General features: G+C 69.2%; 15 protein-coding genes and 1 pseudogene. 3 read left to right on the plus strand and 13 right to left on the minus strand.

The window, feature by feature from the left end:
* Positions 1-13 precede the first annotated feature (13 nt).
* Positions 14-532, minus strand: coding sequence for a MarR family winged helix-turn-helix transcriptional regulator (locus tag ACQ86G_RS05405; protein ID WP_431259639.1), 519 nt, complete (start codon positions 530-532; stop codon positions 14-16).
* A 96-nt stretch (positions 533-628) separates the two neighbouring features.
* Between ACQ86G_RS05405 and ACQ86G_RS05410 the strand changes: the two genes are divergently transcribed.
* Together ACQ86G_RS05410 and ACQ86G_RS05415 are read left to right on the plus strand one after the other, a co-directional pair.
* Complete coding sequence (locus ACQ86G_RS05410) at positions 629-1,915, plus strand: flavin-dependent oxidoreductase (RefSeq protein WP_431259640.1); 1,287 nt, start codon at positions 629-631, stop codon at positions 1,913-1,915.
* Positions 1,916-2,062: 147 nt separating this feature from the next.
* Positions 2,063-2,524 (plus strand): hypothetical protein, encoded by a 462-nt coding sequence (locus ACQ86G_RS05415; protein ID WP_431259641.1) that lies wholly within the window; start codon positions 2,063-2,065, stop codon positions 2,522-2,524.
* A gap of 60 nt (positions 2,525-2,584) precedes the next feature.
* On the opposite strand, the gene ACQ86G_RS05420 is transcribed toward ACQ86G_RS05415, so the two are convergent.
* The 6 genes from ACQ86G_RS05420 to ACQ86G_RS05445 form a co-directional block, all read right to left on the minus strand.
* On the minus strand, positions 2,585-3,328 hold the full coding sequence (locus ACQ86G_RS05420; protein WP_431259642.1) for a metallophosphoesterase family protein: 744 nt from the start codon (positions 3,326-3,328) through the stop codon (positions 2,585-2,587).
* Between the two features lie 32 nt (positions 3,329-3,360).
* Positions 3,361-4,221, minus strand: a complete 861-nt coding sequence (gene fghA / locus ACQ86G_RS05425) for an S-formylglutathione hydrolase (protein ID WP_431259643.1) — start codon at positions 4,219-4,221, stop codon at positions 3,361-3,363.
* Positions 4,222-4,245: 24 nt separating this feature from the next.
* Complete coding sequence (gene gshB, locus ACQ86G_RS05430; protein ID WP_431259644.1) at positions 4,246-5,229, minus strand: glutathione synthase; 984 nt, start codon at positions 5,227-5,229, stop codon at positions 4,246-4,248.
* A gap of 23 nt (positions 5,230-5,252) precedes the next feature.
* On the minus strand, positions 5,253-6,419 hold the full coding sequence (locus ACQ86G_RS05435; RefSeq protein ID WP_431259645.1) for a benzoate/H(+) symporter BenE family transporter: 1,167 nt from the start codon (positions 6,417-6,419) through the stop codon (positions 5,253-5,255).
* A gap of 199 nt (positions 6,420-6,618) precedes the next feature.
* On the minus strand, positions 6,619-8,502 hold the full coding sequence (locus ACQ86G_RS05440) for a potassium transporter Kup (RefSeq protein ID WP_431259646.1): 1,884 nt from the start codon (positions 8,500-8,502) through the stop codon (positions 6,619-6,621).
* A gap of 115 nt (positions 8,503-8,617) precedes the next feature.
* The gene (locus ACQ86G_RS05445) at positions 8,618-11,560 is read right to left on the minus strand and encodes a TonB-dependent receptor domain-containing protein (protein WP_431259647.1); all 2,943 of its coding nucleotides are present in this window, start codon (positions 11,558-11,560) and stop codon (positions 8,618-8,620) included.
* A 172-nt stretch (positions 11,561-11,732) separates the two neighbouring features.
* Here ACQ86G_RS05445 and ACQ86G_RS05450 point away from each other — a divergent pair, with 172 nt between their 5' ends.
* A complete protein-coding gene (locus ACQ86G_RS05450; protein ID WP_431259648.1) occupies positions 11,733-12,695 on the plus strand; it encodes a LysR family transcriptional regulator in 963 nt (320 codons plus the stop codon).
* 41 nt (positions 12,696-12,736) lie between these two features.
* On the opposite strand, the gene gshA is transcribed toward ACQ86G_RS05450, so the two are convergent.
* The 6 genes and pseudogenes from gshA to amt form a co-directional block, all read right to left on the minus strand.
* Positions 12,737-14,032, minus strand: coding sequence for a glutamate--cysteine ligase (gshA, locus tag ACQ86G_RS05455; protein ID WP_431259649.1), 1,296 nt, complete (start codon positions 14,030-14,032; stop codon positions 12,737-12,739).
* Between the two features lie 89 nt (positions 14,033-14,121).
* A pseudogene (locus ACQ86G_RS05460) lies at positions 14,122-17,768 on the minus strand (hydantoinase B/oxoprolinase family protein).
* A gap of 97 nt (positions 17,769-17,865) precedes the next feature.
* Positions 17,866-19,104 (minus strand): MFS transporter, encoded by a 1,239-nt coding sequence (locus ACQ86G_RS05465; RefSeq protein WP_431259650.1) that lies wholly within the window; start codon positions 19,102-19,104, stop codon positions 17,866-17,868.
* Between the two features lie 52 nt (positions 19,105-19,156).
* Entirely contained in the window at positions 19,157-19,969 is an 813-nt protein-coding gene (locus ACQ86G_RS05470) for a putative hydro-lyase (protein ID WP_431259651.1), read from the minus strand.
* 123 nt (positions 19,970-20,092) lie between these two features.
* Positions 20,093-21,046: a LysR family transcriptional regulator gene (locus ACQ86G_RS05475; protein ID WP_431259652.1), complete on the minus strand. Its 954-nt coding sequence runs from the start codon at positions 21,044-21,046 to the stop codon at positions 20,093-20,095.
* A gap of 89 nt (positions 21,047-21,135) precedes the next feature.
* Positions 21,136-22,686 (minus strand): ammonium transporter, encoded by a 1,551-nt coding sequence (amt, locus tag ACQ86G_RS05480; protein WP_431259653.1) that lies wholly within the window; start codon positions 22,684-22,686, stop codon positions 21,136-21,138.

Raw genomic sequence — 22,686 nt, forward strand, 5'->3', positions numbered from 1 at the left:
GTCTCCGTCGTTGTTATCCGTCGTTCCTGTCCGTGATCGTCGTGGCGATCTCCGCCAGGCGCTCCAGGTCCGCCTTCAGGCGCGCGGCGCGCTCGCCGAGTCCGCTCATCAGGCGCTCGTCGTGCGTGCGCACGCGGCGCTCCAGCACCGTGAGCTGGCGCTTTCCCGCCGCCGTCAGGAACAGCCCCCAGCGGCGCGCATCCTCCGCGTCGTCGCGACGCTCGACCCAGCCGCGGCCGGTGAGCCAGTCCGTCAGACGCAAGGCGCCGCTGCGGTGCAGGCCCATCGCTTGCGCGAGCAGTCCCTGCCGCATGCCCGGATTGCGTCCGACCAGCACCAGCGCCGCGAAACGCTGCGGGCTGACATCGAGCCCCGCGGTCGCGCGGTAGAAGTCCAGGTAGAGCGCGTTCTGGGCGCGCCGCAGCGCATAGCCGAGCAGATCGTCCAGGACGCCGTAGTCCAGGCCGGGCACAGGCAGCAGCGGCGCCTCCGGCGGTTCAGCGACGACGTTCGACGGCTTGATTCGGCTCATCGGGATCAGCTTAGGTACTGTTGCATAGCGCAACTATCTCGCTTACCCTGACTTGATCGGCGCCCCATCGCCATTCCACGACGCCTGGAGACTCCCATGGCCCTCGACATCCTGATCGCCGGCGGCGGCATCGGCGGACTGACAGCGGCGCTGGCGCTGCAGCGCGACGGGCACCGCGTGACCGTCTGCGAAGCCACGGCGGAACTCAAGCCGCTGGGCGTCGGCATCAACCTGCTGCCGCATGCGGTGGCGGTGCTCGACGGGTTGGGGCTGATGCCGGCCCTGCAGGCGATGGCGGTGCCGACCTCGGCGCTGATCTTCGCCAACCGGCATGGCCAGACGATCTACGAGGACCGGCGCGGGCTGGCGGGCGGCTACAGCCATCCTCAGTTCAGCGTGCATCGCGGGGAACTGCAGCTGATGCTGTGGCGCGAGGCGGTGGCGCGGCTCGGCGCGGATCGCGTCGTCAGCGGCTGGCGCACGACGGGCGCGCGGTCTGACGGCGACCAGGTCATCGTGACGGGGACGGATGCCGGCGGTGCGCCGGTGGAACGTCGCGCGGACCTGCTGATCGCGGCGGACGGCATCCACTCGGCAATACGGCGCCAGCGCCATCCCGACGAGGGCGCGCCCCGCTGGAACGGGATGATGATGTGGCGCGGCACCTCGCTGGCGAAGCCCTTCCTCGACGGACGGACGATGGTGCAGGCGGGCCACCGGCGCGCGAAGTTCGTCGTCTATCCGATCGCGCCACCGCGGCCGGACGGCTTGCAGCTGATCAACTGGATCTGCGACCGGCGCCTGCGCGAGGACGGTCTCGGCGGTGGGCTGACCGCGCCGGGCCGCGAGGACTGGAACAAGCCCGGCTCGATCGACGATCTGCTGCCGACCTTCGGCGGCTGGCGCTTCCCGTGGCTGGACGTGCCGGGCGTGATCGCTGGCGCGACACAGCTGCTGGAATGGCCGATGGTCGACCGCGATCCGCTGCCGCGCTGGCGACACGGGCGCATCACGCTGCTGGGCGACGCGGCGCATCCGATGTACCCGATCGGCTCGAACGGCGCGACGCAGGCGATCCTCGACGCCGAGGCGGTCGCGCGGGCGCTGCGCGAGGAAGACCGCTTGGAGACGGCGCTCGACCACTACGAGGCCGAGCGCCGCCCGATGTGCGCGAGGATCGTCGAACTGAACCGGCAGGAGGGCTTGGACTACATCCTCGACATGGTCGAGGAGCGTGCGCCGGACGGCTTCAAGCGCCTGGAGAACGTGATCGATCCGGCCGAGGTGGATGCGTTCGTCAAACGCTACAAGGCGGTGGCCGGGCATCGGCAGACGCTGCCGGCGGACCTGCCGAAGGCCGCGGCTCCGGCGCCCACGCCGTAGCAGCCGGAACGACCCTCCTCATCCCGGTCACCCACGCTGCTTGAATCGGGAGCTGCGCCCGGATTTCATGCGGATCGAGGTGAGAGACGTCAGGCGACCTCCCTCGAAGAATCACTGCTCCTTCCACAACCAAGCAAGGAGCGGTGAATGGCCTATGCATATTCGGACCGCCTGATGCCTCCCAAGCCGATTCTGCCGCGCGCCTCGCCGGCTCATCCAAGCGAACCAGCGCAACGCCACTCGTCCGGCGCGCGATGGCTGTTCGTCGAGGAGCGACTGACCGAGTTGGCGGCGCTGCCCTCGAATTGGAATGACGACGGTGCACCTCCCATCTCCGTGTTGGCACTGGAGATCACTCGGCAACTGCTGGCACTACGTCCGCCGCTCATTCGGTTGAGCGAGCTGTTTCCATCTCCCGAAGGCGGGGTGCTGATCGAATATGTCCGAGGCTCCTGGGACCTCACGGTGGAAATCAGCGCCGACGGAACGCTGGAGATCTTCGGGTTCGAGATCGACGGCACTCGCAAGCTGTTCCCGCATCCCTATCCCTCCTTGGATGCCAACTTCTTTGCGGCGCTCGACACTGCAGGAGGCCCGCAATGGCTGTGAGGTTGAGCAACGCGTGAGGGATCTCGCCCGCAGACCGCGCGGCGCCTGCCATCGCCCTCCTCATTCGTCCGCCCACCCCGTCCTCAACCACCTCGCCCAATCCTCCCGCCCGTTCCTGGCAGCGATGCTCGCCATCGGCTCATGGTCGTACGGCACGCTGATCGACTCGGTCATCCAGCCCTGCGCAGTCCGCTCCACGATCGCGTAGCGCGCGTCAGGAGAGCCGTTCTCGGCGACATGGCGGATCGGGTGATCGTCGTCCCATGCCTGCAGGCCGACGCTGCCGGGATTCACCAGCCATTGCCCTCGCGCGCTGCGCAGCACGCGCGGGATGTGCGTGTGGCCGCAGCACACCACCATGGACGCTTCATCGCCGAGTCGATCGGCGATCTCGGGCGATGTCGCCATGCGCAATCGCGGCCCGTCCTGCGTGTCGAGGAAGTACTCGATGTCGCTGCGCGGCGTGCCGTGGCACAGGAAGACCTCGTCGGTCAGTTGCAGCGTTTTCGGCAGCGCGCGCAGCCAGACCAGTTCCGCATCCCCGAGCCGCTCGCGCGCGAAGCGGTCCGACGCGCCACCCGGCTTCTCCGTCGTGACCGCGAGCAGTTGCCGTTCATGGTTGCCGGCGATCGTCGGCCAGCCTTGCGCCATCAGGTATTGCGCCGTCTCCAGCGGCTGCAGCGGGCCGGAGAGGATGTCGCCGAGGTTCACGATCTGATCCACACCCCGTCGCCGTGCGTCTGCCACGACGGCCTCCAACGCGAGCAGGTTGCCGTGGATGTCGGACAGCAGGGCGATGCGCATGGCGGCCTCGGGGGTGGCAGCGCGGGCGGCGATCAGTGAGCCAGTTGCCGCGCGTGATGCGCCAGGTGATCGTCGATCACCGTCGCGATGAAGTAGTAGCCATGGTCGTAACCCTCGTGACGGCGCAGCGTCAGCGGCTGGCCGATGGCTGCGCACGCGGACTCCAGCGCTTCCGGATACAGCTGCTCGACGAGGAACTTGTCCGCCAGCCCTTGGTCGACCAGGATGCCGTGCGGATAAGGCGCGCGCTTCTGCGCCTGGATGAGCGCGCTCGCGTCATGTGCCGGCCAGGCATCGCGGTCCTCGCCGAGGTAGCCGGTGAAGGCCTTCACGCCCCACGGGCAGCGGCTGGGCGCCGCGATCGGCGCGATCGCCGACACGGACGCGAACGCGCCCGGATGCCTCAGCGCCAGCGTCAGCGCGCCATGCCCGCCCATCGAGTGCCCGGCGATGCCGGTCTTCGCCGCGTCCACTCCGAGCGAGGCCTGCACCTGCGGGATCAGCTCCCGCATCAGGTAGCTTTCCATCCGCCAGTGCGTCGCCCACGGCGCCTGCGTCGCATCGAGGTAGAACCCCGCCGCCACGCCGAAGTCCCACGACGCCGTCGCGCCCGGCAGCGCGTTGACCGCGTCGCCGCGCGGACTCGTGTCCGGCATCAGCAGCGCGAGTCCGAGCTCCGCGGCCTTGCGCTGCGCGCCGGCCTTCATCGTGAAAGTCTCTTCGCTGCAAGTCAGCCCGGCGAGGAACACCACCAGCCCCTTCACCGCTCGCGCGCCGCCCGGCGGCAGGAACAGCGCGAAGCGCATGGGCAGGCCGATCTCGGCCGAATCGTGGCGATGGAAACGCTGCACGCCACCGAAACTGGCGTGCTCGCTGATCAATTCGAAAGTCATGTCGATGTCCTCATGCGACCGCGATCAGCGCCCCGCCGCCATCGCCGCTTCCAGCGCATCGATGAAGACGGCGCCGACGTCGAAGCCCGTCTGCTCCATGATTTCCTGGAAGCAGGTCGGGCTCGTCACGTTCAGCTCGGTCATCTTGTCGCCGATCACGTCCAGCCCCACCAGCAGCAGCCCGCGTGCCGCGAGCACCGGTCCCAGCGCCTCGGCGATGCGGCGGTCGTCGTCGGTCAGCGGCTGCGCCACGCCCTTGCCGCCCGCGGCCAGGTTGCCGCGCACCTCGGTCCCCTGCGGGATCCGCGCCAGCGAGTACGGCACCGGCTTGCCGCCGATCAGCAGGATGCGCTTGTCGCCCTTGACGATCTCCGGCACGAAGCGCTGCACCATCACCGATTGCGCGCCGTTCTTGTTCAGCGTCTCGATGATGCTGCCCAGGTTCAGCGCATCCGCCTTCACGCGGAAGATGCCCATGCCGCCCATGCCGTCCAGCGGCTTCAGGATGATGTCCTGGTGCTCCGCGTGGAACGCGCGGATCGCCGCCGCCGAGCGCGTCACCAGCGTCGGCGCGATGAACTGCGGGAACTCCAGGATCGCGAGCTTCTCCGGATGGTCGCGCAGCGACGCGGCCTTGTTGAACACGCGCGCGCCTTCGCGCTCGGCCTGCTCCAGCAGGTGCGTGGCGTAGAAGAACTCCGAGTCGAACGGCGGATCCTTGCGCATCAGCACCGCATCGACGTCGGCCAGGGCCAGGTCTTGCGTGGCCGTGACCTCGTGCCACACAGCCAGCTTGGTGCCGGCCTGGCTGGCGACGGCTTCCGGCGTCAGCGTGAGGCGCTGCGCCGCATGCGCGGTCACGCGGCCGCCGCTGACCCACAGCAGGTCCGGCACTTCGCAGACCCACAGTTCATGGCCGCGCCGGGCGGCCTCGCGCATCATCGCGAACGTGGAGTCCTTGTAGGTGTTGAAGGTCGACAGCGGATCGGCGACGAACAGCAGTTTCATGGGCAAGGCTTTCAGCAGGAGTCTCAAGGTTTCCGGAAGTGTTGCACCAAAAGAGAAACCGCACCGGCGACCACGCCCCAGAACGCCGAGCCGATGCCCAGCAGGCTCAGCCCCGACAGCGTCACGAGGAAGGTCAGGATTGCGGCGTCGCGATGAGGCTCGTCCTTCAGCGCGGCCGACAGGCCGCCGGCGATCGTGCCCAGCAGCGCCAGGCCGGCCACGGCGGCGATCAGCTCACGCGGGAAAGCCGTCAGCAGGCCCACCACCGCGCCGCCCGCCAGACCGATCGCCAGGTAGAACACCCCCGCCATCGCCGACGCCATGTAGCGCCGGGCGGGATCCTCGTGCGCCTCGCGCCCCATGCAGATCGCGGCGGTGATTGCTGCGAGGTTGAACGCGTAGCCGCCGAACGGCGCGAAGACGACCGATGCGAAGCCCGTGGCCGCGATGCTCGCCGACACCGGTGTCTGATAACCCGACGCCCGCTGCGCGGCGACGCCGGGCAGGTTCTGCGAGGCCATCGTGACCAGGAACAGCGGCAGGGCCACGCCGACCATCGCGGTCACCGAGAACGACGGCGTGACCCACACCGGTGTCGCCCAGTCCCAGACGACGGCCTCCAGATGCAGACGCCCCTGCGAGGCCGCGACGGCGATGCCGGCGACCAGCACCAGCGGCGTCGCATAGCGTGGCAGGAAGCGCCGCGCCAGCACATAGGTGAGCGCCATCGTCAGCACCATCGCCGGCGCGGTCTTCGTCGCCAGCACCGCATCCAGGCCGAAGCGCGCCAGCACGCCGGCCAGCAGCGCCGAGGCGATCGCGATGGGGATGCGGTCCATGATCCGTTCGAACCAGCGCGTCGCGCCGGCGATCAGGATCAACACGCCGCAGACGATGAAGGCGCCGACCGCCTCGGGCATCGAGATGCCGGAAACGCCGGCCAGCAGCGCCGCGCCGGGCGTGGACCAGGCGGTCAGGATGGGCTGGCGGGTCCACAGCGACAGGCCGAGGCTGGTCAGCCCCATGCCGAGCCCGAGCGCCCAGATCCAGGAGCTGGTCTGGGCCGGCGTCGCGCCCAGTGCCTGCGCGGCCTGGAACACGACGGCCACCGAGCTGGTGAAGCCCACCAGCACCGCGACGAAGCCCGCGACCACGGCGGACAGGGACAGGTCTTTCAGCCAGCGATTCATGGCCCGGAGCATACCGACCGCCTCGCCTTGGATCCCTCGCAAACGCTCAACGCAGGTTCAACCTGCAGTCAGCGAGCGCGGCGCCAAACGTGCAGTCAGCGAGTACGTGTGGGGCCGGAGTAGGGCTTGGGGTCCCTGGAGGGGCGCCCCATGCCCTGCGGAGAGCCCGCGCTTGGCAGATCGAGGTCAGGACCTCGCGTCAGATCTCGACCTTCGACCCCAGCTCCACGATCCGGTTCGCCGGCAGGTGGAGGAAGTCCGCCGCCGCCGCCGCGTTGCGGTGCATGCTGGCGAACAGCTTCTCCCGCCACAGCGCCATCCCCGAGCCGATCGTCGGGATGACGATGTCGCGCGACAGGAAGTAGCTGGTCTCCATCTCGTCCAGGTGCACCCCACGCTGCTCCAGCAGCTTGAGCGCGTCCGGCACGTCCGGCTCGTTCTTGAAGCCGAAGTGCAGGTTCACCTGCCAGCAGTCGTTGTCCAGGCTTTCCACCTCGACGCGCTTCTCGAAGCCGATCCACGGCACCTCGTGGTGCTTGACGCTGACGAACAGGTTCTGCTCGTGCAGCACCTTGTTGTGCTTCAGGTTGTGCAGCAGCGCGTTGGGCGTCACGCCCACCTCCGCCGACAGGAACACCGCCGTGCCCTGCACCCGCGTCGGCGGGTTGATGAACACCGCCTCGAGGAAGCTCTTCAGGTCGATCGCGTCCTCGCGCAGCTTGTCCGACAGCAGCCGCCGGCCCTGCTTCCAGGTCAGCATCAGCGTGAACATGCCGAAGCCGATCAGCAGCGGGAACCAGCCGCCGTGCGCCACCTTCAGCAGGTTGGACGCCAGGAAGGTCGCGTCGATGACGAAGAACGCCCCGGTCGCCACCACGCACAGCCACAGCGGATAACGCCAGCCGAAGCGGATCACGAAGAAGGTCATCACCGTGGTGATGGTCATGTCGATGGTCACCGCCACGCCGTAGGCGCCGGCCAGCTTGCTCGACGACTCGAAGAAGGCCACCGCCACGACGACGAAGGCGAACAGCCCCCAGTTGACGAACGGCACGTAGATCTGGCCGATGTCGCGCACCGACGTGTGCACGATGCGCATGCGCGGCAGCAGCCCCAGCTGCACCGCCTGCTTGGTGACCGAGAACGCCGCCGTGATCAGCGCCTGCGAGGCCACGATCGCCGCCAGCGTCGCCAGCACGAACAGCGGGATCTCCGCCCAGCTCGGCGCCAGCAGGAAGAACGGGTTCTTGATCGCCTCCGGCCGGTCCAGCAGCAGCGCGCCCTGGCCGAAGTAGTTCAGCGTCAGCGCCGGCATCACGAAGCTGTACCAGGCGATGCGGATCGGCTGCTTGCCGAAGTGGCCCAGGTCGGCGTAGAGCGCCTCGCCGCCGGTCACCACCAGCACCACCGCGCCCAGCGCGACGAAGGCGACCCAGCCGTAATGGGTGCAGAAGTCGACCGCCCACATCGGGTTGATGGCCTGCAGCACGTGCGGGTTGCCGACGATCTTGGGGATGCCCAGCAGCGCCAGCGACGTGAACCACACCAGCATCACCGGCCCGAAGGCCTTGCCCACGCCGCCCGTGCCGAAACGCTGCACCGCGAAGAGCCCCGCCAGCACCACCAGCGAGATCGGCACCACCGCGTCGTGGTACTGCGGCGCATAGACCTCGATGCCCTCGACCGCCGAGAGCACCGTCATCGCCGGCGTGATCACCGCGTCGCCGAAGAAGATCGCCGTGCCGAACAGCCCCACCAGCATCAGCCCGCGCCGCAGCGTGGGCTTCTCGCGCACGGCCGTCGTGGCCAGCGCCAGCATGGCGATCAGGCCGCCCTCGCCGTTGTTGTCGGCGCGCAGGATCAGCAGCACGTACTTGAAGGAGACCACGACGGTCATGGTCCAGAACAGCAGCGACAGCACCCCGAGGATGTTGTCGTGCGTCATGGGGACGTGCGCGCCGTGGAAGACTTCCTTGAGCGCGTACAGGGGGCTGGTGCCGATGTCGCCGTAGACGACACCGAGGGCGCCGATGGTCAGGCCGGCCAGGGCGGCCGGCGAACGGGGCGCGTGATGTGAACTCACAAAGGTCGCGGCAGCCACGCGGGCCGCCGGAAGTCGAAAGTGCGTATTGTCTGCCTTCCGTTGTGCAGTGCGTCAATGCCCCCGCCACCGTTGCGGGGGCGGGGGTTGACGGCCATCACTGGAACACGTAGCTCGCGCTCAGGTTGAAGCGGCGGCCCAGCACGTTGGACGCGCCGCTGTCGTAGTAGCTGAACACGGTGGGGATGCCGTTGGCGCGGTCGTAGTCGTTGGTGACGTTGATGACGCTGGCCGCCAGGGTCAGGCCCTTGAAGCCGCTGTACGCGGCGCCGAGGTCGATCGTGCGGTCACGGCCCACGCGGCAGCGGTTCAGGTTGGACAGGAAGGTCCGCTGCGCCGTCGTCAGCGACGAGCACAGCGTGCTCGACAGCGGATCCGCATGGTTGAAGCGGATCCAGGCGCGCGCCTTGTCGGTGTCCCACTTGAACGTGGCGCTCGCGCGGGTCTTGGAGATGTCCGACGTGGTCGTGCCGACCTGGTGCTGCACCGCCTGGCCCTTCACCACCAGCTGGTCGTAGCGCGCCGTGTAGGTGCCGTTGACGTTCATGCTGAACTTGCCCCAGGCCATCGCGGGCAGCCGGACGTTCAGGTCGTAGTCCACGCCCGAGGTCTTGGTCCACTCGTTGTTGCCGTACTGGCGCACCAGCATGATGATCGGGCCGCTGTTGTCCACGCCCGGCAGCCAGGTCTCCCGGTTGGGATCGCGCACCACCTGGACGTTGCCCGAGCTCGGATTGGCGTTGTAGTCATCCATGATGTCCACGCCGCGCTGCGAGCGGATCTCGTTCTTGCGGTGGAAGTACCAGCCGTCGATCGCCAGGTCCGCGTACTTGCTCGGCGTGAAGATCATGCCGAAGGTGAACGAGTTGGATTTCTCCGGCTCCAGGTTGGGATTGGCGCTGATCACGGTCGGGATGCTGCCCGGGCTGGTCGTGCCCGACGGCACCGCGGTGAAGCCCAGCACGTTGCAGTCCCGGTTCACCGGCACCGCCGCCTTGCTGACCGGCGCGTTCGGGTTGCTGGTGTCGCAGCGCAGGCTGTCGAAGACGCGGCGCTCCTGGAAGCTGTGGAAGGACAGCGCGAAGGAGTTGCCGATCTGCGAGATCGCCGGCGCGCGAAAGCCCGTCGCCGCCGTGCCGCGGAACACCATCAGCGACGGCAGCGCCGTCCACTTGAAGCCGGCCTTGCCGGTGGTGCTGTTGCCGAAGTCGTCGTAATGCTCGTAGCGCGCGGCAGCCTGCAGCTCGAGCTGCTTGACCACCGGCAGGCTCAGTTCGGTGAACGCGGCGTAGGACTTGCGGCTGCCCGAGGCGCCGTTGGCCACCAGGCCGATGTAGTCGCCGGTGCTGTAGACGTCGTCCGGAATGGCGTCGAGCTTCTCCTTGCGCAGCTCGGTGCCCACCGCGATCGCGGCCGGGCCGCCGGGCAGCTGGAACAGCTCGCGGCTGCCGCGCAGGTCCCACGAGACCAGCTGCGACTTGCCTTCGTTGTACGCCGTCGACGACACGCTGTTGATCGCCTCCTGCGAGTTCTGCTTGCCGAAGCGGTAGCTGCCGTTGGCGATCGCCGCGTTCAGCAGCGAGCTGCGCACGCGGCCTTCCTGGAAGCGCTCGTTGTTGTTCTGGCTCACCAGCAGCGCGGTGTCGAAGTCCCAGCCGAAGGCCGTGCCTTCCAGGCCCGCCGTCAGGCGCGTGGAGCGCAGGATGTTGATGTCGCCGGTGGGCAGGTCCTCGAAGCGGTAGATCAGCTGCACCTGCTGCGCGTTGGCCGTGCCGTTGGTCGGATTGTCCGGATGGCCGACCGGCAGGATGATCCCGTTCTGGCGCAGGAAGCTGCCGTCGAGCTTGGGCCAGGTCGTCGCGACCGGATTGCCCGAGGTGACCAGCGAGGTCGTCAGCGCGTACGGCACGCGCTGCTCGGTCGTCTTGGTCTTGGAGATCATCAGGTCGGCATACGCGGTCAGCTCGTTGTTGATCGCGAAGGTGCCGCGCACCATGCCGCTCTGGCGGTCCTGCTTGGCGACGATCTCGTCCGCGTCGTCGAGGCTGAAGCGGCACAGGCCCGTCGGCAGCGAGCCGGTCGTGGGCAGGAAGCCCGCGGGCCGGTTCGGCACGCCCTGGCCGGCCGTGCGCTCCGCCGGGCAGCCCGACAGCGTGCCCAGGTAGTTGGCCCCCGACAGGTTGCTGTTGGCGACGCTGATGCCGCCGATCGTCGTGGAGCCGGTCAGGCTGGCCGGCACGCGGTAGTAGTTGCCGTAGAAGGACGCCGACGAGTCGGGCGTGAAGCGCGCCAGCGAACCGTTCGAGGTCAGGTACTGGTTCTGCAGCGCCAGGTTGCCGCGATCCTTGAGCTCGTTGGCCATGACGCTGTCGCGCTTGGAGACCTCGATGCCGCCGAAGACGTTGAAGCGCTGCGTGTCCAGGTTGCCGAAGCCGAAGGTCAGCGCGGCGTTCTTCGTCGCGCCGACGCCCTGGTCGTTGGCGCCGTAGGACGCGCTGCCCTCGATGCCCTGGTAGTCCTTGCGCAGGATGTAGTTGATGACGCCGGCCATCGCGTCCGAGCCGTACATCGCCGACGCGCCGTCCTTGAGGATGTCGATGCGCTCGATCGCCTCCTTCGGGATGGTGTTGACGTTGATCATCGTGCCGCGGCCGAAGTTGACGTCCACCGCCGCGACCGGCGCGGTGCGGCGGCCGTTGATCAGGATCAGCGTGCCCTGCGAGCCGAAGCCGCGCAGCGAGATCGTCGACAGGCCGCCGACGAAGCCCGACGCCGCGCCGTCGCCGATCGAGCCCAGGTCGACAGCGGAATTCGCACGCAGCAGCTCCTCGACGTTGGCATATCCGGAGTTGCGGATGTCCTCGCGCGTGATACTTTGGACGACCGACGGCGTCTCCTTGTCGGTGCGCTTGATCAGCGTGCCGGTGATCTCGACCCGCTCCAGCTTCTTCGAGTCATCGGTGGCGGCGGCCGCCGATGCGGCGGCCGCGGGGGCTTGCTGGGCGTGGGCCTGGCTGGCGAGCGCGAGGGCGACGGCCACCGCGAGTTGCAAGGGCTGCGCGGACTGCAGGGGCCGCAGACGCTGCGGACGGGAAATGCGACGGACCATGGAAGGAACACTCCTGTGACGGGACTCGGGGAGACGGGGTCACGTTAAGGAGGCGTGTCTTTCCGGCCATGAAGCTTTGTGATGGACTTGTGAAACTTTGGTTATGAATGCGTCATCCACGTCGCCCGAGGCCGCCGAACACTTCATCGCCCGACGCATGTCGCTGCGCCACGCGCGGGTGCTGCTGGCCCTCGCCGACACAGGCAACATCAGCGCCGCCGCCGATCAGCTGCACGTGACGCAGCCCGCGGTGAGCAAGACGCTGGCGGAGCTGGAGCACGGGCTGGGACAAACCCTGTTCCTGCGGCGCGGACGCAACATGCAGCCGACGCCGCTCGGACGCCGTCTGCTGACGTTGGCGCGCAAGCTCGATGCCGACCTGCAACGCGCCGCGGGCGACGTCGCCACGATGGTGCGCGGCGCGTCCGGCGAGGTGCGCATCGGGGCGACCAACGCATCGCTTGCACGACTGTTGCCCATGGCCATCACGGCGATGAAGCTGGAGAACCCCGGCGTGACGCTGAGCGTGCGCACGCATGCGCTGCGCTCGCTGTTCGAGGAACTTCAGGCCGGGACGCTGGACCTGGTCGTCGCGCGGGCGATGCCCCAGGACGAACCGCTGGGGCTGGCGCGCGTGTCACTGCGGCCGCAGCCCGAGGTGCTGACGATGAGCGCGCAGCATCCGCTGGCGCGCACGCCCAAGCTGAGCTGGGAACTGCTGAGCAAGCAGCGCTGGATCTGGCAGTTGCCGGGCACGCGCACGCGGTTGCTGATGGACCGGCTCTGGCAGGAGATGGGGCTCGCGCTGCCCGCCGACCTGATCGAGAGCGGCGACGCGATGCTCGCGCTCCGCCTGATGCGCGAGATGCCGCTGGTGGCGGTGATGCCGCACGACATGGCGATGACCGCCGCCAAGCGCGGCGTGGTCGTGATCCTGCCGCACGCGGTGGACCTCGGGCTCGGACCGATGAGCGTGTGGCACCTGCCGGACACGCAGGGCGAGGCGGTCGACCGCTTCAGGCAGCTCCTGGTGGAGGCGGCCGACGCCTGCGTCGTCAAGACCTGACCCGGGACCGGAGCCGGGGCCGTTGCGCGGCCGGCCTCGACTCAGGCGTAGTCCTCGGCGTCCGGATCGGTCGTCTCCAGCTCGTAGCTCGCCGCGAGCATCGCCAGGCGGCCGATCACGCCGTACATGTAGAACCGGTTGGGCGCGCTGGCGCCGGGCTTCTCGCCGGGCGCGGGCAGGTGCGACGAATGCGCGAAGGCCAGTGGCACGTAGCTCGATCCCGGCGCGTTGAGGTTCTCGTCCTCGGCGCGGTCGGCGTGGACGCGGTAGAAGCCGCCGACGACGTAGCGGTCCATCATGTAGACGACCGGCTCGGCCACGGCCTCGTGCATGCGCTCGTGCGTCACGACGCCTTCCTGCACCAGCACCTGCGACAGCGCGGGCACGCCCTCCAGCCGGGCCAGCTTGTCGCGCGCCTTGATCGCCAGCGTATCCAGGTCCTTCGCGTCGCGGATCGTCATCACGCCCAGGCCGTGCGTGCCGGCGTCCGGCTTGACGACGACGAACGGCTTCTCCTGGATGCCGTATTCCTTGTACTTGCGGCGCGTGCGCGTCAGCGTCGCGTCGACCTGCGCCTGCAGCGCGTCCAGTCCGGCGCCGGTCGTGAAGTCCAGCCCGTCCACCGCCACCGAGTGCGGATAGATCAGCCACGGGTCCATGCCCAGCAGCTTGGCGAATTTCTTGGACACCTCCTCGTAGGCGCGGAAGTGCTGGCTCTTGCGGCGCTGCGCCCAGCCGGCATGCAGCGGCGGCAGCAGGTACTGCTCATGCAGGTGCTTCAGCACGTCCGGCGTGCCGGCCGACAGGTCGTCGTTCAGCAGGATGGTGCAGGGATCGAAGTCCTTGAGCATCAGCCGCGAGCGCTGGCGGATCAGCGGCTCCAGCGTCAGCGAGTTGCCGTCGGGCAGCGCGACCGTCGTCGGCTCCTTGACCGTCTCGTCCAGCGAGCCCAGCCGCACGTTCAGCCCGGCCATCGAGAAGATGCGGACCAGCGTCGCCAGGTTGGACAGGTAGAAGCTGCCGCGGTTCTTCGCTTCCGGGACCAGCAGCAGGTTCTTGGCCTCGGGGCAGATCTTCTCGATCGCCGCCATCGCCGCCTGCACCGCCAGCGGCAGCATCTCGGGCGTCAGGTTGTTGAAGCCGCCCGGGAACAGGTTGGTGTCCACGGGCGCCAGCTTGAAGCCGGCGTTGCGCAGGTCGACCGAGCTGTAGAACGGCGGCGTGTGCTCCATCCACTCGAGCCGGAACCAGCGTTCGATCGCCGGCATCGACTCCAGGACGCGCTGCTCCAGTTCATTGATGGGCCCGGTCAGGGCGGTGATGAGGTGAGGGACCATGATGAGCGGGCGCCTGGACAGCCGGGGGGCGGATGTTCCGATTCTAGGCACGCCCACATTGGGGTTACTCGCCCCATCTCAAGGGGGCCTCAAAAACTGCCGTACCCTCCCCCGCCGGGCGTGCGGATGACGAAGACGTCGCCCGGCGCCATCTCCACCTGGCCGATGTGGCCCAGGACCTCGATCCGGCCGTCCGCGCGCTCGACGAGGTTCTCCCCGACCGCCCCCGGCTGCCCGCCGGCCATGCCGAAGGCGCCCGAGGTCCTGCCGTTGCTCAGGATCGAGGCCGTCATCGGCGTCAGGAAACGGACGCGGCGCTCGCCGCCCTCCCCGCCGGACCAGCGCCCCGTGCCCGCCGACCCCTGACGGATGGCATAGCTGTCCAGGCGCACGGGAAGCGGAACTCCAGCACCTCGGGATCGGTCAGCCGCGAGTTCGTCATGTGCGTCTGCACGACCGAGGTGCCGTCGAAGCCCGGCCCGGCGCCGGAGCCGCCGGAGATCGTCTCGTAGTACTGGTGCGTCGCGTCGCCGAAGGTGAAGTTGTTCATCGTGCACTGGCCGGCCGCCATCACGCCCAGCGCGCCGTACAGCGCGTTGGTCACGCACTGCGAGGTCTCCACGTTGCCCGCGACCACCGCCGCCGGGAACCGCGGATTGAGCATGCAGCCCTCCGGCACGATCACGTCGATCGGCTTCAGGCAGCCGGCGTTCAGCGGGATCGCGTCGTCGACCAGCGTGCGGAACACGTAGAGCACCGCCGCCATCGTGATCGACTTGGGCGCGTTGAAGTTGTTGGGCTGCTGCGGGCTGGTGCCGGTGAAGTCGACCGTCGCGCGGCGCGCCGCGGCGTCCACGGTCACCGCCACCTGGATGCGGGCGCCGTTGTCCAGCGGCAGCGTGAACGCGCCGTCCTTCAGCACCGAGATCACGCGCCGCACCGAGGCCTCGGCGTTGTCCTGCACGTGCTGCATGTAGGCCTCGACGGTGGCGCGGCCGAACTGCGTCACCATCGCCTGCAGTTCCTGCACGCCCTTCTCGTTGGCCGCCACCTGCGCCCGCAGGTCGGCCAGGTTCTGCGCCGGGTTGCGGCTCGGGTGCGGGCCGGAGCGCAGCAGCGCCTGCAGCTCGGCCTCGCGCAGCCGGCCCTGCTCGACCAGCTGGAAGTTGTCGATCAGCACGCCCTCCTCGGTGATGTCCCTGGAGAACGGCGGCATCGATCCCGGCGTGATGCCGCCGATGTCGGCATGGTGGCCGCGGCTGGCGACGAAGAAGCCCGGCGTCGTGTCGTCCTCGTCCAGGAACACCGGCGTCACGACGGTGATGTCGGGCAGGTGCGTGCCGCCGTGGTACGGGTCGTTGAGCACATAGACGTCGCCGCGCTTCATGGCCGGGTTGCGCGCGATGACGGAACGGATCGATTCGCTCATCGAGCCCAGGTGCACCGGCATGTGCGGCGCGTTGGCGATCAGCTGGCCCTGCGCGTCGAACAGCGCGCAGCTGAAGTCCAGCCGCTCCTTGATGTTGACCGAGTGGGCCGTGTTCTGGAGCCGCAGGCCCATCTGCTCGGCGATGTTCATGAAGAGGTTGTTGAAGACCTCCAGCACGACCGGGTCGGCCTCGGTGCCGAGCGCGCGCGTGCGGGCCCGGTCACGGACTCGCGTCAGCAGCAGGTCGCCCGAGGATTGCAGCTCGGCGCGCCAGCCGGCGTCGACGACCGTCGTCGCGTTGCGCTCGGCCACGATGGCCGGGCCGTCGATGCGGGCGCCCGGACGCAGCGATTCGCGATGGTGCAGCTCGGCATCGCGCCAGCCGGCCGGCTGTTCGTCCGCCAGGCAGTACATGCGGACCCGCTCCAAGGGTTCGGGATGGTGCCCGCTCGCGATCGCGGCCTCGACCGGCGCCTCCAGCGACGCGCCGGCGGCCAGCGCCTCGACCGAGACCGCCTCGATCACCAGCGCGCGGTCCGGCATCAGGAAGGCGAAGCGGCGCCGGTAGGCCGACTCGAAGGCCTCGCGGATCGAGGCCATGGCGGCCGGGGCGGATCCGTCCAACGGCAGCGGGCAGGTCAACGCCGTGTCGGTGCCCTGGTAGCGGACCTGTGCCCGCGCAATCGTGCGCAAGGCACCGGCGGGAACGCCTTGCGACTCGAGCTCGCCGCCCGCCTGAACGGCCAGGGACGTCGCCGTCGCGCGCGCGGCCGACAGACCGTCGGCATCGAGCGCGCGCTCGATCGAGGCCTCCCGCATCGCGGTCTGGTCGGCCAGGCCCATGCCGTAGGCGCTGAGCACACCGGCGAACGGATGCGCCAGGATGCGCGTCATGCCGAGCGCGTCCGCGACCAGGCAGGCCGCCTGGCCGCCCGCGCCGCCGAAGCACTGCAGCGTGTAGCCGGTGACGTCGTACCCGCGCGCGACCGAGATCCGCTTGATCGCGTTCGCCATCGCGCCGACGGCGATCTGCAGCGCACCGGCGGCGGCGTCTTCCGCGGTCATCGGCTTGCCCGCAGCGGACATCTGGCCCGCGAGCTCGTCGAATCGCGCCTTCACGACCGCGCCGTCGAGCGGCTCGTCCGCGCCCGGCCCGAAGACCTTCGGGAAATGCGCCGGCTGGATGCGGCCCAGCATCACGTTGGCGTCGGTCGTCGCGAGCGGGCCGCCGCGGCGGTAGCTCGCGGGACCGGGGTTCGCGCCGGCCGAGGCTGGTCCGACGCGCAGCCGCGCGCCGTCGAACGCGATCACCGAGCCGCCGCCCGCCGCCACCGTGTGGATGCTCATCATCGGCGCGCGCATGCGCACGCCGGCGACCTCGGTGTCGAAGGCGCGCTCGAACTCGCCGGCGAAATGGCTGACGTCGGTCGAGGTGCCGCCCATGTCGAAGCCGATCAGCCGGTCGTGGCCGGCCGCCTCGCCCGTGCGCACCATGCCCACGATGCCGCCGGCCGGGCCGCTGAGGATCGCGTCCTTGCCCTGGAAGCGGCGCGCCTCGGTCAGGCCGCCGGAACTCTGCATGAAGAACAGCCGCACGCCGGGCATCTCGGCCGCGACCTGGTCGACGTAGCGGCGCAGGATCGGACTCAGGTAGGCGTCGACCACGGTCGTGTCGCCGCGCGGGATCAGCTTCATCAGCGGACTGACCTCGTGCGACACGGAGATCTGCGTGAAGCCGACGGCCTGCGCCAGGCGCTTGGCGGCGAGCTCGTGATCCGGCGCGCGCCAACCGTGCAGGAACACGATCGCGCAGGCGCGCAGGCCGGCGTCGAACGCGGACTGCAGCTCGAGGCGCAATGCGGCCTCGTCCAACGGCGCGATCTCGCGGCCCTGCGCGTCGACGCGCTCATCGGCTTCGACGACGCGCTCGTACAGCAGCTCCGGCAGCTGGATGTGCCGCTCGAACAGCTTGGGCCGTGCCTGCGTCGCGATGCGCAACGCGTCGCGGAAGCCGCGTGTCGTCACCAGCAGCGTGCGGTCGCCGCGGCGTTCCAGCAGCGCGTTGGTCGCGACGGTAGTGCCCATCTTGACGCAGTCGACCCGGTCCGCCGTGATCGGCTCGCCGGCCTTCAACCCGAGCAGGCGGCGGATGCCTTCGACCGCGGCATCGCGGTAATGCTCGGGGTTCTCCGACAGCAGCTTGAGCGTCTGCAGCGTGCCGTCGGGCGCGCGTCCGACCAGATCGGTGAAGGTGCCGCCGCGGTCGATCCAGAACTGCCAGCGATCGGAGGTGGGGGTGGCTTGCATGGTGAGGTCCAGGAATCGGAGAGTCGGAGAGTCGTCGGAGAGTCGTCGGAATGTCGTCGGAAGGGGATCCAGAGGTCTTCGGGCGCTGACGCCGGTCTCAGGCCGGCGCGGGGGCGAGCTCACGTCCGCGGGTCTCGGGCAGCGCCAGCGCCGCGACGATCACCAGGCCATAGCAGAGCGCCGCTATCCAGCCCAGGGTCTGCCCCAGCGGGTACTGCGTGCTGAAGCTGCCGATCAGCGCGGGACAGGCGGCGCCCAGCGCCCGTCCGATGTTGTAGCAAAAGCCCTGACCCGATCCGCGCACGTCGCTGGGAAACAGTTCCGACAGGAAGGCGCCCATGCCCGAGAAGATGCCCGACAGGAAGAAGCCCAGCGGGAATCCCAGCACCAGCATCAGGCCGTCGGTGATCGGCATCTGGGTGTAGGCCAGCACCAGGATCCCGCCCATCAGCGCGAACAGGATGAAGCAGCGGCGGCGCCCGATCGCATCGCAGAGCCAGGCGCTGGTCAGGTAGCCGGCGAAGGAACCCGCGATCAGCACCAGCAGATAGCCGCTGGTGCCCAGCACCGAGAGGTGGCGCTCGGTCTTGAGGAAGGTCGGCAGCCAGGTCGTCACCGAGTAGTACGCGCCCTGCATGCCGGTGGCCAGCAGGCTGGCGAGCACCGTGTTGCGCAGCAGCGCCGGCGAGAAGATCCGCAGGAAGCTGGCGCGCTCGCCGCGGGCCCGGGCGCGCGCCTGCTCGGCCAGGTAGACCGGCGGTTCGTCGAGATTGCGGCGGATGTAGAGGATGAGCACCGCCGGCAGGATGCCGATCCAGAACAGCACCTTCCACGCGGTCTCCGGCGGCAGCACCGAGTACAGCCCCCAGAACGCCACCGCCGACGCCGCCCAGCCGATGGCCCAGCTGCTCTGCACCAGCCCGGCGGCCTTGCCACGGTGCTTCGCCTTGATCGTCTCGGCGATCAGCACCGAGCCCACCGCCCACTCGCCGCCCATGCCGAAGCCCTGCATCGCGCGGGTGAAGAAGAGCTGCTCGAAGGAGGTGGTGAAGCCGCTGAGGAAGGTGAACAGCGCGAACCACAGCACCGTCCACTGCAGCACGCGGACGCGGCCGAAGCGGTCCGCGAGCACGCCCGCCGCCCAGCCGCCGACGGCCGAGGTCAGCAGCGCACCGGTGGCGATCGCGCCGGCCTGGCCCTTGCTCATGCCCCAGGCCGCGATCAGCGTGGGGATCAGGAAGGTGTAGATCATGTAGTCGAACCCGTCGACGCCGTAGCCGGCGAAGGTTGCGACCAGGGTGCGCCGCTCGGTCGGCGTGGTGTCTCTGAGCCACATGGCGTCGTTCCTCTTTCCAGGTGTCGGTCGGGGTGTCGGTCGGGTGCGTCGATCAGGCCGCGATCAGATCGCGATTGAGCAGGTCGGTCACGAGCATGTGCCCCGGCGCATGCGTGATGCAGAAGGGCGGACGCGCCGTGGCGATCGCCGATTGCGGCGTGACGCCGCAGGCCCAGAACACCGGCAGCTCGTCGTCGCGGATGTCGACGGCGTCGCCGTAGTCGGGACGGGCGATGTCGCCGATGCCGATGCGCGACGGATCCCCCAGATGCAGCGGCGCGCCATGCACCTGCGGCAGCTTGGACGTGATCTGCACCGCACGGATCGCATCGGCGGCGGTCAGCGGCCGCATCGACACGACCGTCGGTCCTCGGAAGACGCCGGCCGGCGCGGTCGCTATGCTGGTGCGGTACATCGCGACGTTGCGCCCCTGCTCGACGTGGCGCAGCGGAATGCCCTCGGCCAGCAGCGCATGCTCGAACGAGAACGAGCAGCCGATGACGAAGGCGACCAGGTCGTCGCGCCACCAGCGTGTCACGTCGGTGGGCTCGTCGACGAGCTCGCCGTCCCGCCACACGCGGTAGCGCGGCACGTCGGTGCGCAGGTCCAGGTCGGCGCCGAGCGCCGCCAGCGTCGGGTCACCCGGTTCGGTCACGCCGAGCAGCGGGCAGGCCTGCGGGTTCAGCGCGCAGTAGTGCCGGAAGTCCGCGGCCAGCGCCGCCGGCAGGATCGCGAGATTCGCCTGCACGAACTCGCTGGCCAGGCCGCTGGTGTGGCCGGTGAAGCCGCCGCGTCGCGCGGCGAGTCGGACGTCCAGCGCGCTGGATGACGCGTCGGGATCGAGGGGACCGGTCGGGTGGCTCATGGCGGGATCGCGGTGGCTGTCTGACGATGGAGCGGATTGTGGAAGTCGCCCACCCCCACGATCCAACGGAAATTTTCCGCGTTCCGTCATCGATTTTTTCGATGACGACAGCAGCACTTCCGCTTAGCGCCGAGACGCCGTCGATGCCATGCGGGCTTTCCCGGAAGACCCGCCGGACACTTTCCCCGCGCCGTGGCGCGCGACGTGATCCAGCGCGGAGTCGAGCACCGACTCCGTCAGCTGCGAACTCGGATCCTCGCGGTAGCTCGCGTGGATCGGCAGCGGCACCAGGTCGGTGTCGCTGCGCAGCACCCGCAGCGCGGTCCGCTTCGCGAGCTGTTCCGCCACGGCCACCGGCAGTGTCGCGATGCCGAAGCCGCCCTCCACCAGCTGCACCATCGCCGAGATCGACGAGATCGCATGCACGCGCGGCAGCGGCAGGCCCGACTCCTGGAACATCTGCAGCAGCGCCTGGTGCGGCTGCGAGCCGCGCTGGAAGGTCAGCAGGTCGTGGCCGGCCAGGTCAGACAGTCCGTAGCGGCGTTTGGTGTGCAGGTCGGATCGGCCGACGAAACCCATCGGCATCGAGGCCATCGCCCGGGTGCGAACGCCGCCGGCATCGGCCGCGGGGATCGCCGCGAAGACCAGGTCCTGCGCACCCCGCCTCACCTGGTCGACCAGCACCGGCGAGGTCTCCACCGTCAGCTCGAGCTCGAAGTCCGGATTCGCCGTGCGCATCTCCTGCAGCCAGCCGGTGAGCCAGCTGTGCACCACCGACTCGATCGCACCGATGCGCAGCACCGCCGGCCGGCCCGCGCCGCCGGTCCCGCCCATCTCCTCCTTCACCTGCCGCTGCACGTCGAGCAGCCGCTGCGCCAGGGTCTGGAAGCGCTGGCCGGCGACGGTCAGGCGGAACTGCTTGTCGCGCCGGTCCAGCAGCACGACGCCGAGCTCCTCCTCCAGCGTCGCGATCCGGCTCGACAGCGCGGACTGCGTGATGTGCAGCTTCTCCGCCGCGCGCGTGATGCTGCGCAGCGAGGCGGCCCAGTGGAAGGCTTCGACAAAGCGGAGGTTCATGGCGGCGGATTATGGGGAGGCACCGACGAAAAAAGCCGCCCCGAAGGGCGGCTTGAGCATTGCAGGAGATTGAAGTTCTTACTTGTCGATCACTTGTGATAAGCGGTCTCGCCGTGCGAGCTGATGTCCAGGCCTTCGCGCTCTTCCTCTTCGGAGACGCGCAGACCGATCACCAGGTCGACGACCTTGAACGCGATCACCGAGACCACGCCCGACCACACGACGGTCAGCAGGACGGCCTTGAGCTGCGTGAAGACCTGCGTGCCGATCGAGTAGGCGTCCGGCGCGATCGTCGCGGCGGTCACCCAGTCGCCGACGGCCGACGGGCCGCCCAGGCTCGGGCTGTTGAAGACACCGGTCAGCAGCGCGCCGACGATGCCGCCCACGCCGTGGACGCCGAAGACGTCCAGCGAGTCGTCCGCGCCCAGCAGCTTCTTCAGACCCGACACGCCCCACAGGCAGGCGAAGCCTGCGACCAGGCCGATCACCAGACCGCCGCCGATGCCGACGTTGCCGGCGGCCGGGGTGATCGCGACCAGACCGGCCACGGCGCCCGAGGCGGCACCCAGCATCGAGGCCTTGCCCTTGAGCAGCGCTTCACCGACGCACCAGGCCAGCACCGCGGCGGCGGTGGCGAACAGCGTGTTGATGAAGGCCAGGGCGGCGAAGCCGTTGGCTTCCAGCGCGGAGCCGGCGTTGAAGCCGAACCAGCCCACCCACAGCAGCGAGGCCCCGACCATCGTCAGGGTCAGGCTGTGCGGCGTGAACGCTTCCTTGCCGTAGCCGATCCGCTTGCCGACCATGAAGGCGCCGACGATGCCCGCGACCGCGGCGTTGATGTGCACCACGGTGCCGCCGGCGAAGTCCAGCGCGCCCCACTGCCAGAGCAGGCCGGCCTTGCCGTTCATCTCATCGACCACGGCGGCGGAGGTGTAGGCGTCCGGGCCCATCCAGAACCAGACCATGTGGGCCATCGGCGTGTAGCTGAAGGTGAACCACAGGACCATGAACAGCAGCACCGCGCTGAACTTGATGCGCTCGGCGAAGGCGCCGACGATCAGGCAGCAGGTGATGCCGGCGAAGGTCGCCTGGAAGGCGGCGAACACGATCTCGGGGATGTAGACGCCCTTGCTGAAGGTCGCGCCCGGCGCGAAGGTGCCGGCGACGTTGTCCCAGATGCCCTTCATGAACAGCCGGTCGAAGCCGCCGATGAACTTGTTGCCTTCGGTGAACGCCAGGCTGTAGCCGTACAGGGCCCACAGCACGACGATCAGCGAGAAGGTGACCATCACCTGCATCAGCACCGACAGCATGTTCTTGCTGCGGACCAGGCCGCCGTAGAACAGCGCCAGGCCGGGCACGGTCATCATGATCACCAGCAGGGTGGAGACCATCATCCAGGTGGTGTCACCCTTGTTGATGACGGGCGGCGCGACGGCGGCAGCCGACGCGGCATCGGCGGGGGCCGAGGCGGCAGGCGCGGCGGCATCGGCGACCGGCGCCGACGGCGCCGGGGCCTGGGCGGTGGTCTCGCTGGCGACGGCGGCGGGCGCGGAGGCCGCATCCTGCGCCATGGCCGCGGGGGCCAGGCCGGTGAAGGCTGCCGCGGCCAAGGCCAGGCAGGCGAGTAGTTTCTTCAT

Origin of the sequence: Roseateles chitinivorans, from assembly GCF_050632145.1 — a bacterium.
GTDB classification, from domain to species: Bacteria; Pseudomonadota; Gammaproteobacteria; order Burkholderiales; family Burkholderiaceae_C; genus Roseateles; species Roseateles chitinivorans_B.

Bases quoted from the DNA above. Each gene is read 5' to 3' on its own strand.
- ACQ86G_RS05470 (WP_431259651.1), bottom strand. From the start codon at position 19,969: ATGAGCCACCCGACCGGTCCCCTCGATCCCGACGCGTCATCCAGCGCG.
- ACQ86G_RS05450 (WP_431259648.1), top strand. From the start codon at position 11,733: ATGAATGCGTCATCCACGTCGCCCGAGGCCGCCGAACACTTCATCGCC.
- ACQ86G_RS05405 (WP_431259639.1), bottom strand. From the start codon at position 532: ATGAGCCGAATCAAGCCGTCGAACGTCGTCGCTGAACCGCCGGAGGCG.
- gshA (WP_431259649.1), bottom strand. From the start codon at position 14,032: ATGGTCCCTCACCTCATCACCGCCCTGACCGGGCCCATCAATGAACTG.
- ACQ86G_RS05475 (WP_431259652.1), bottom strand. From the start codon at position 21,046: ATGAACCTCCGCTTTGTCGAAGCCTTCCACTGGGCCGCCTCGCTGCGC.
- fghA (WP_431259643.1), bottom strand. From the start codon at position 4,221: ATGACTTTCGAATTGATCAGCGAGCACGCCAGTTTCGGTGGCGTGCAG.
- amt (WP_431259653.1), bottom strand. From the start codon at position 22,686: ATGAAGAAACTACTCGCCTGCCTGGCCTTGGCCGCGGCAGCCTTCACC.
- ACQ86G_RS05465 (WP_431259650.1), bottom strand. From the start codon at position 19,104: ATGTGGCTCAGAGACACCACGCCGACCGAGCGGCGCACCCTGGTCGCA.
- gshB (WP_431259644.1), bottom strand. From the start codon at position 5,229: ATGAAACTGCTGTTCGTCGCCGATCCGCTGTCGACCTTCAACACCTAC.
- ACQ86G_RS05420 (WP_431259642.1), bottom strand. From the start codon at position 3,328: ATGCGCATCGCCCTGCTGTCCGACATCCACGGCAACCTGCTCGCGTTG.
- ACQ86G_RS05435 (WP_431259645.1), bottom strand. From the start codon at position 6,419: ATGAATCGCTGGCTGAAAGACCTGTCCCTGTCCGCCGTGGTCGCGGGC.
- ACQ86G_RS05410 (WP_431259640.1), top strand. From the start codon at position 629: ATGGCCCTCGACATCCTGATCGCCGGCGGCGGCATCGGCGGACTGACA.
- ACQ86G_RS05415 (WP_431259641.1), top strand. From the start codon at position 2,063: ATGGCCTATGCATATTCGGACCGCCTGATGCCTCCCAAGCCGATTCTG.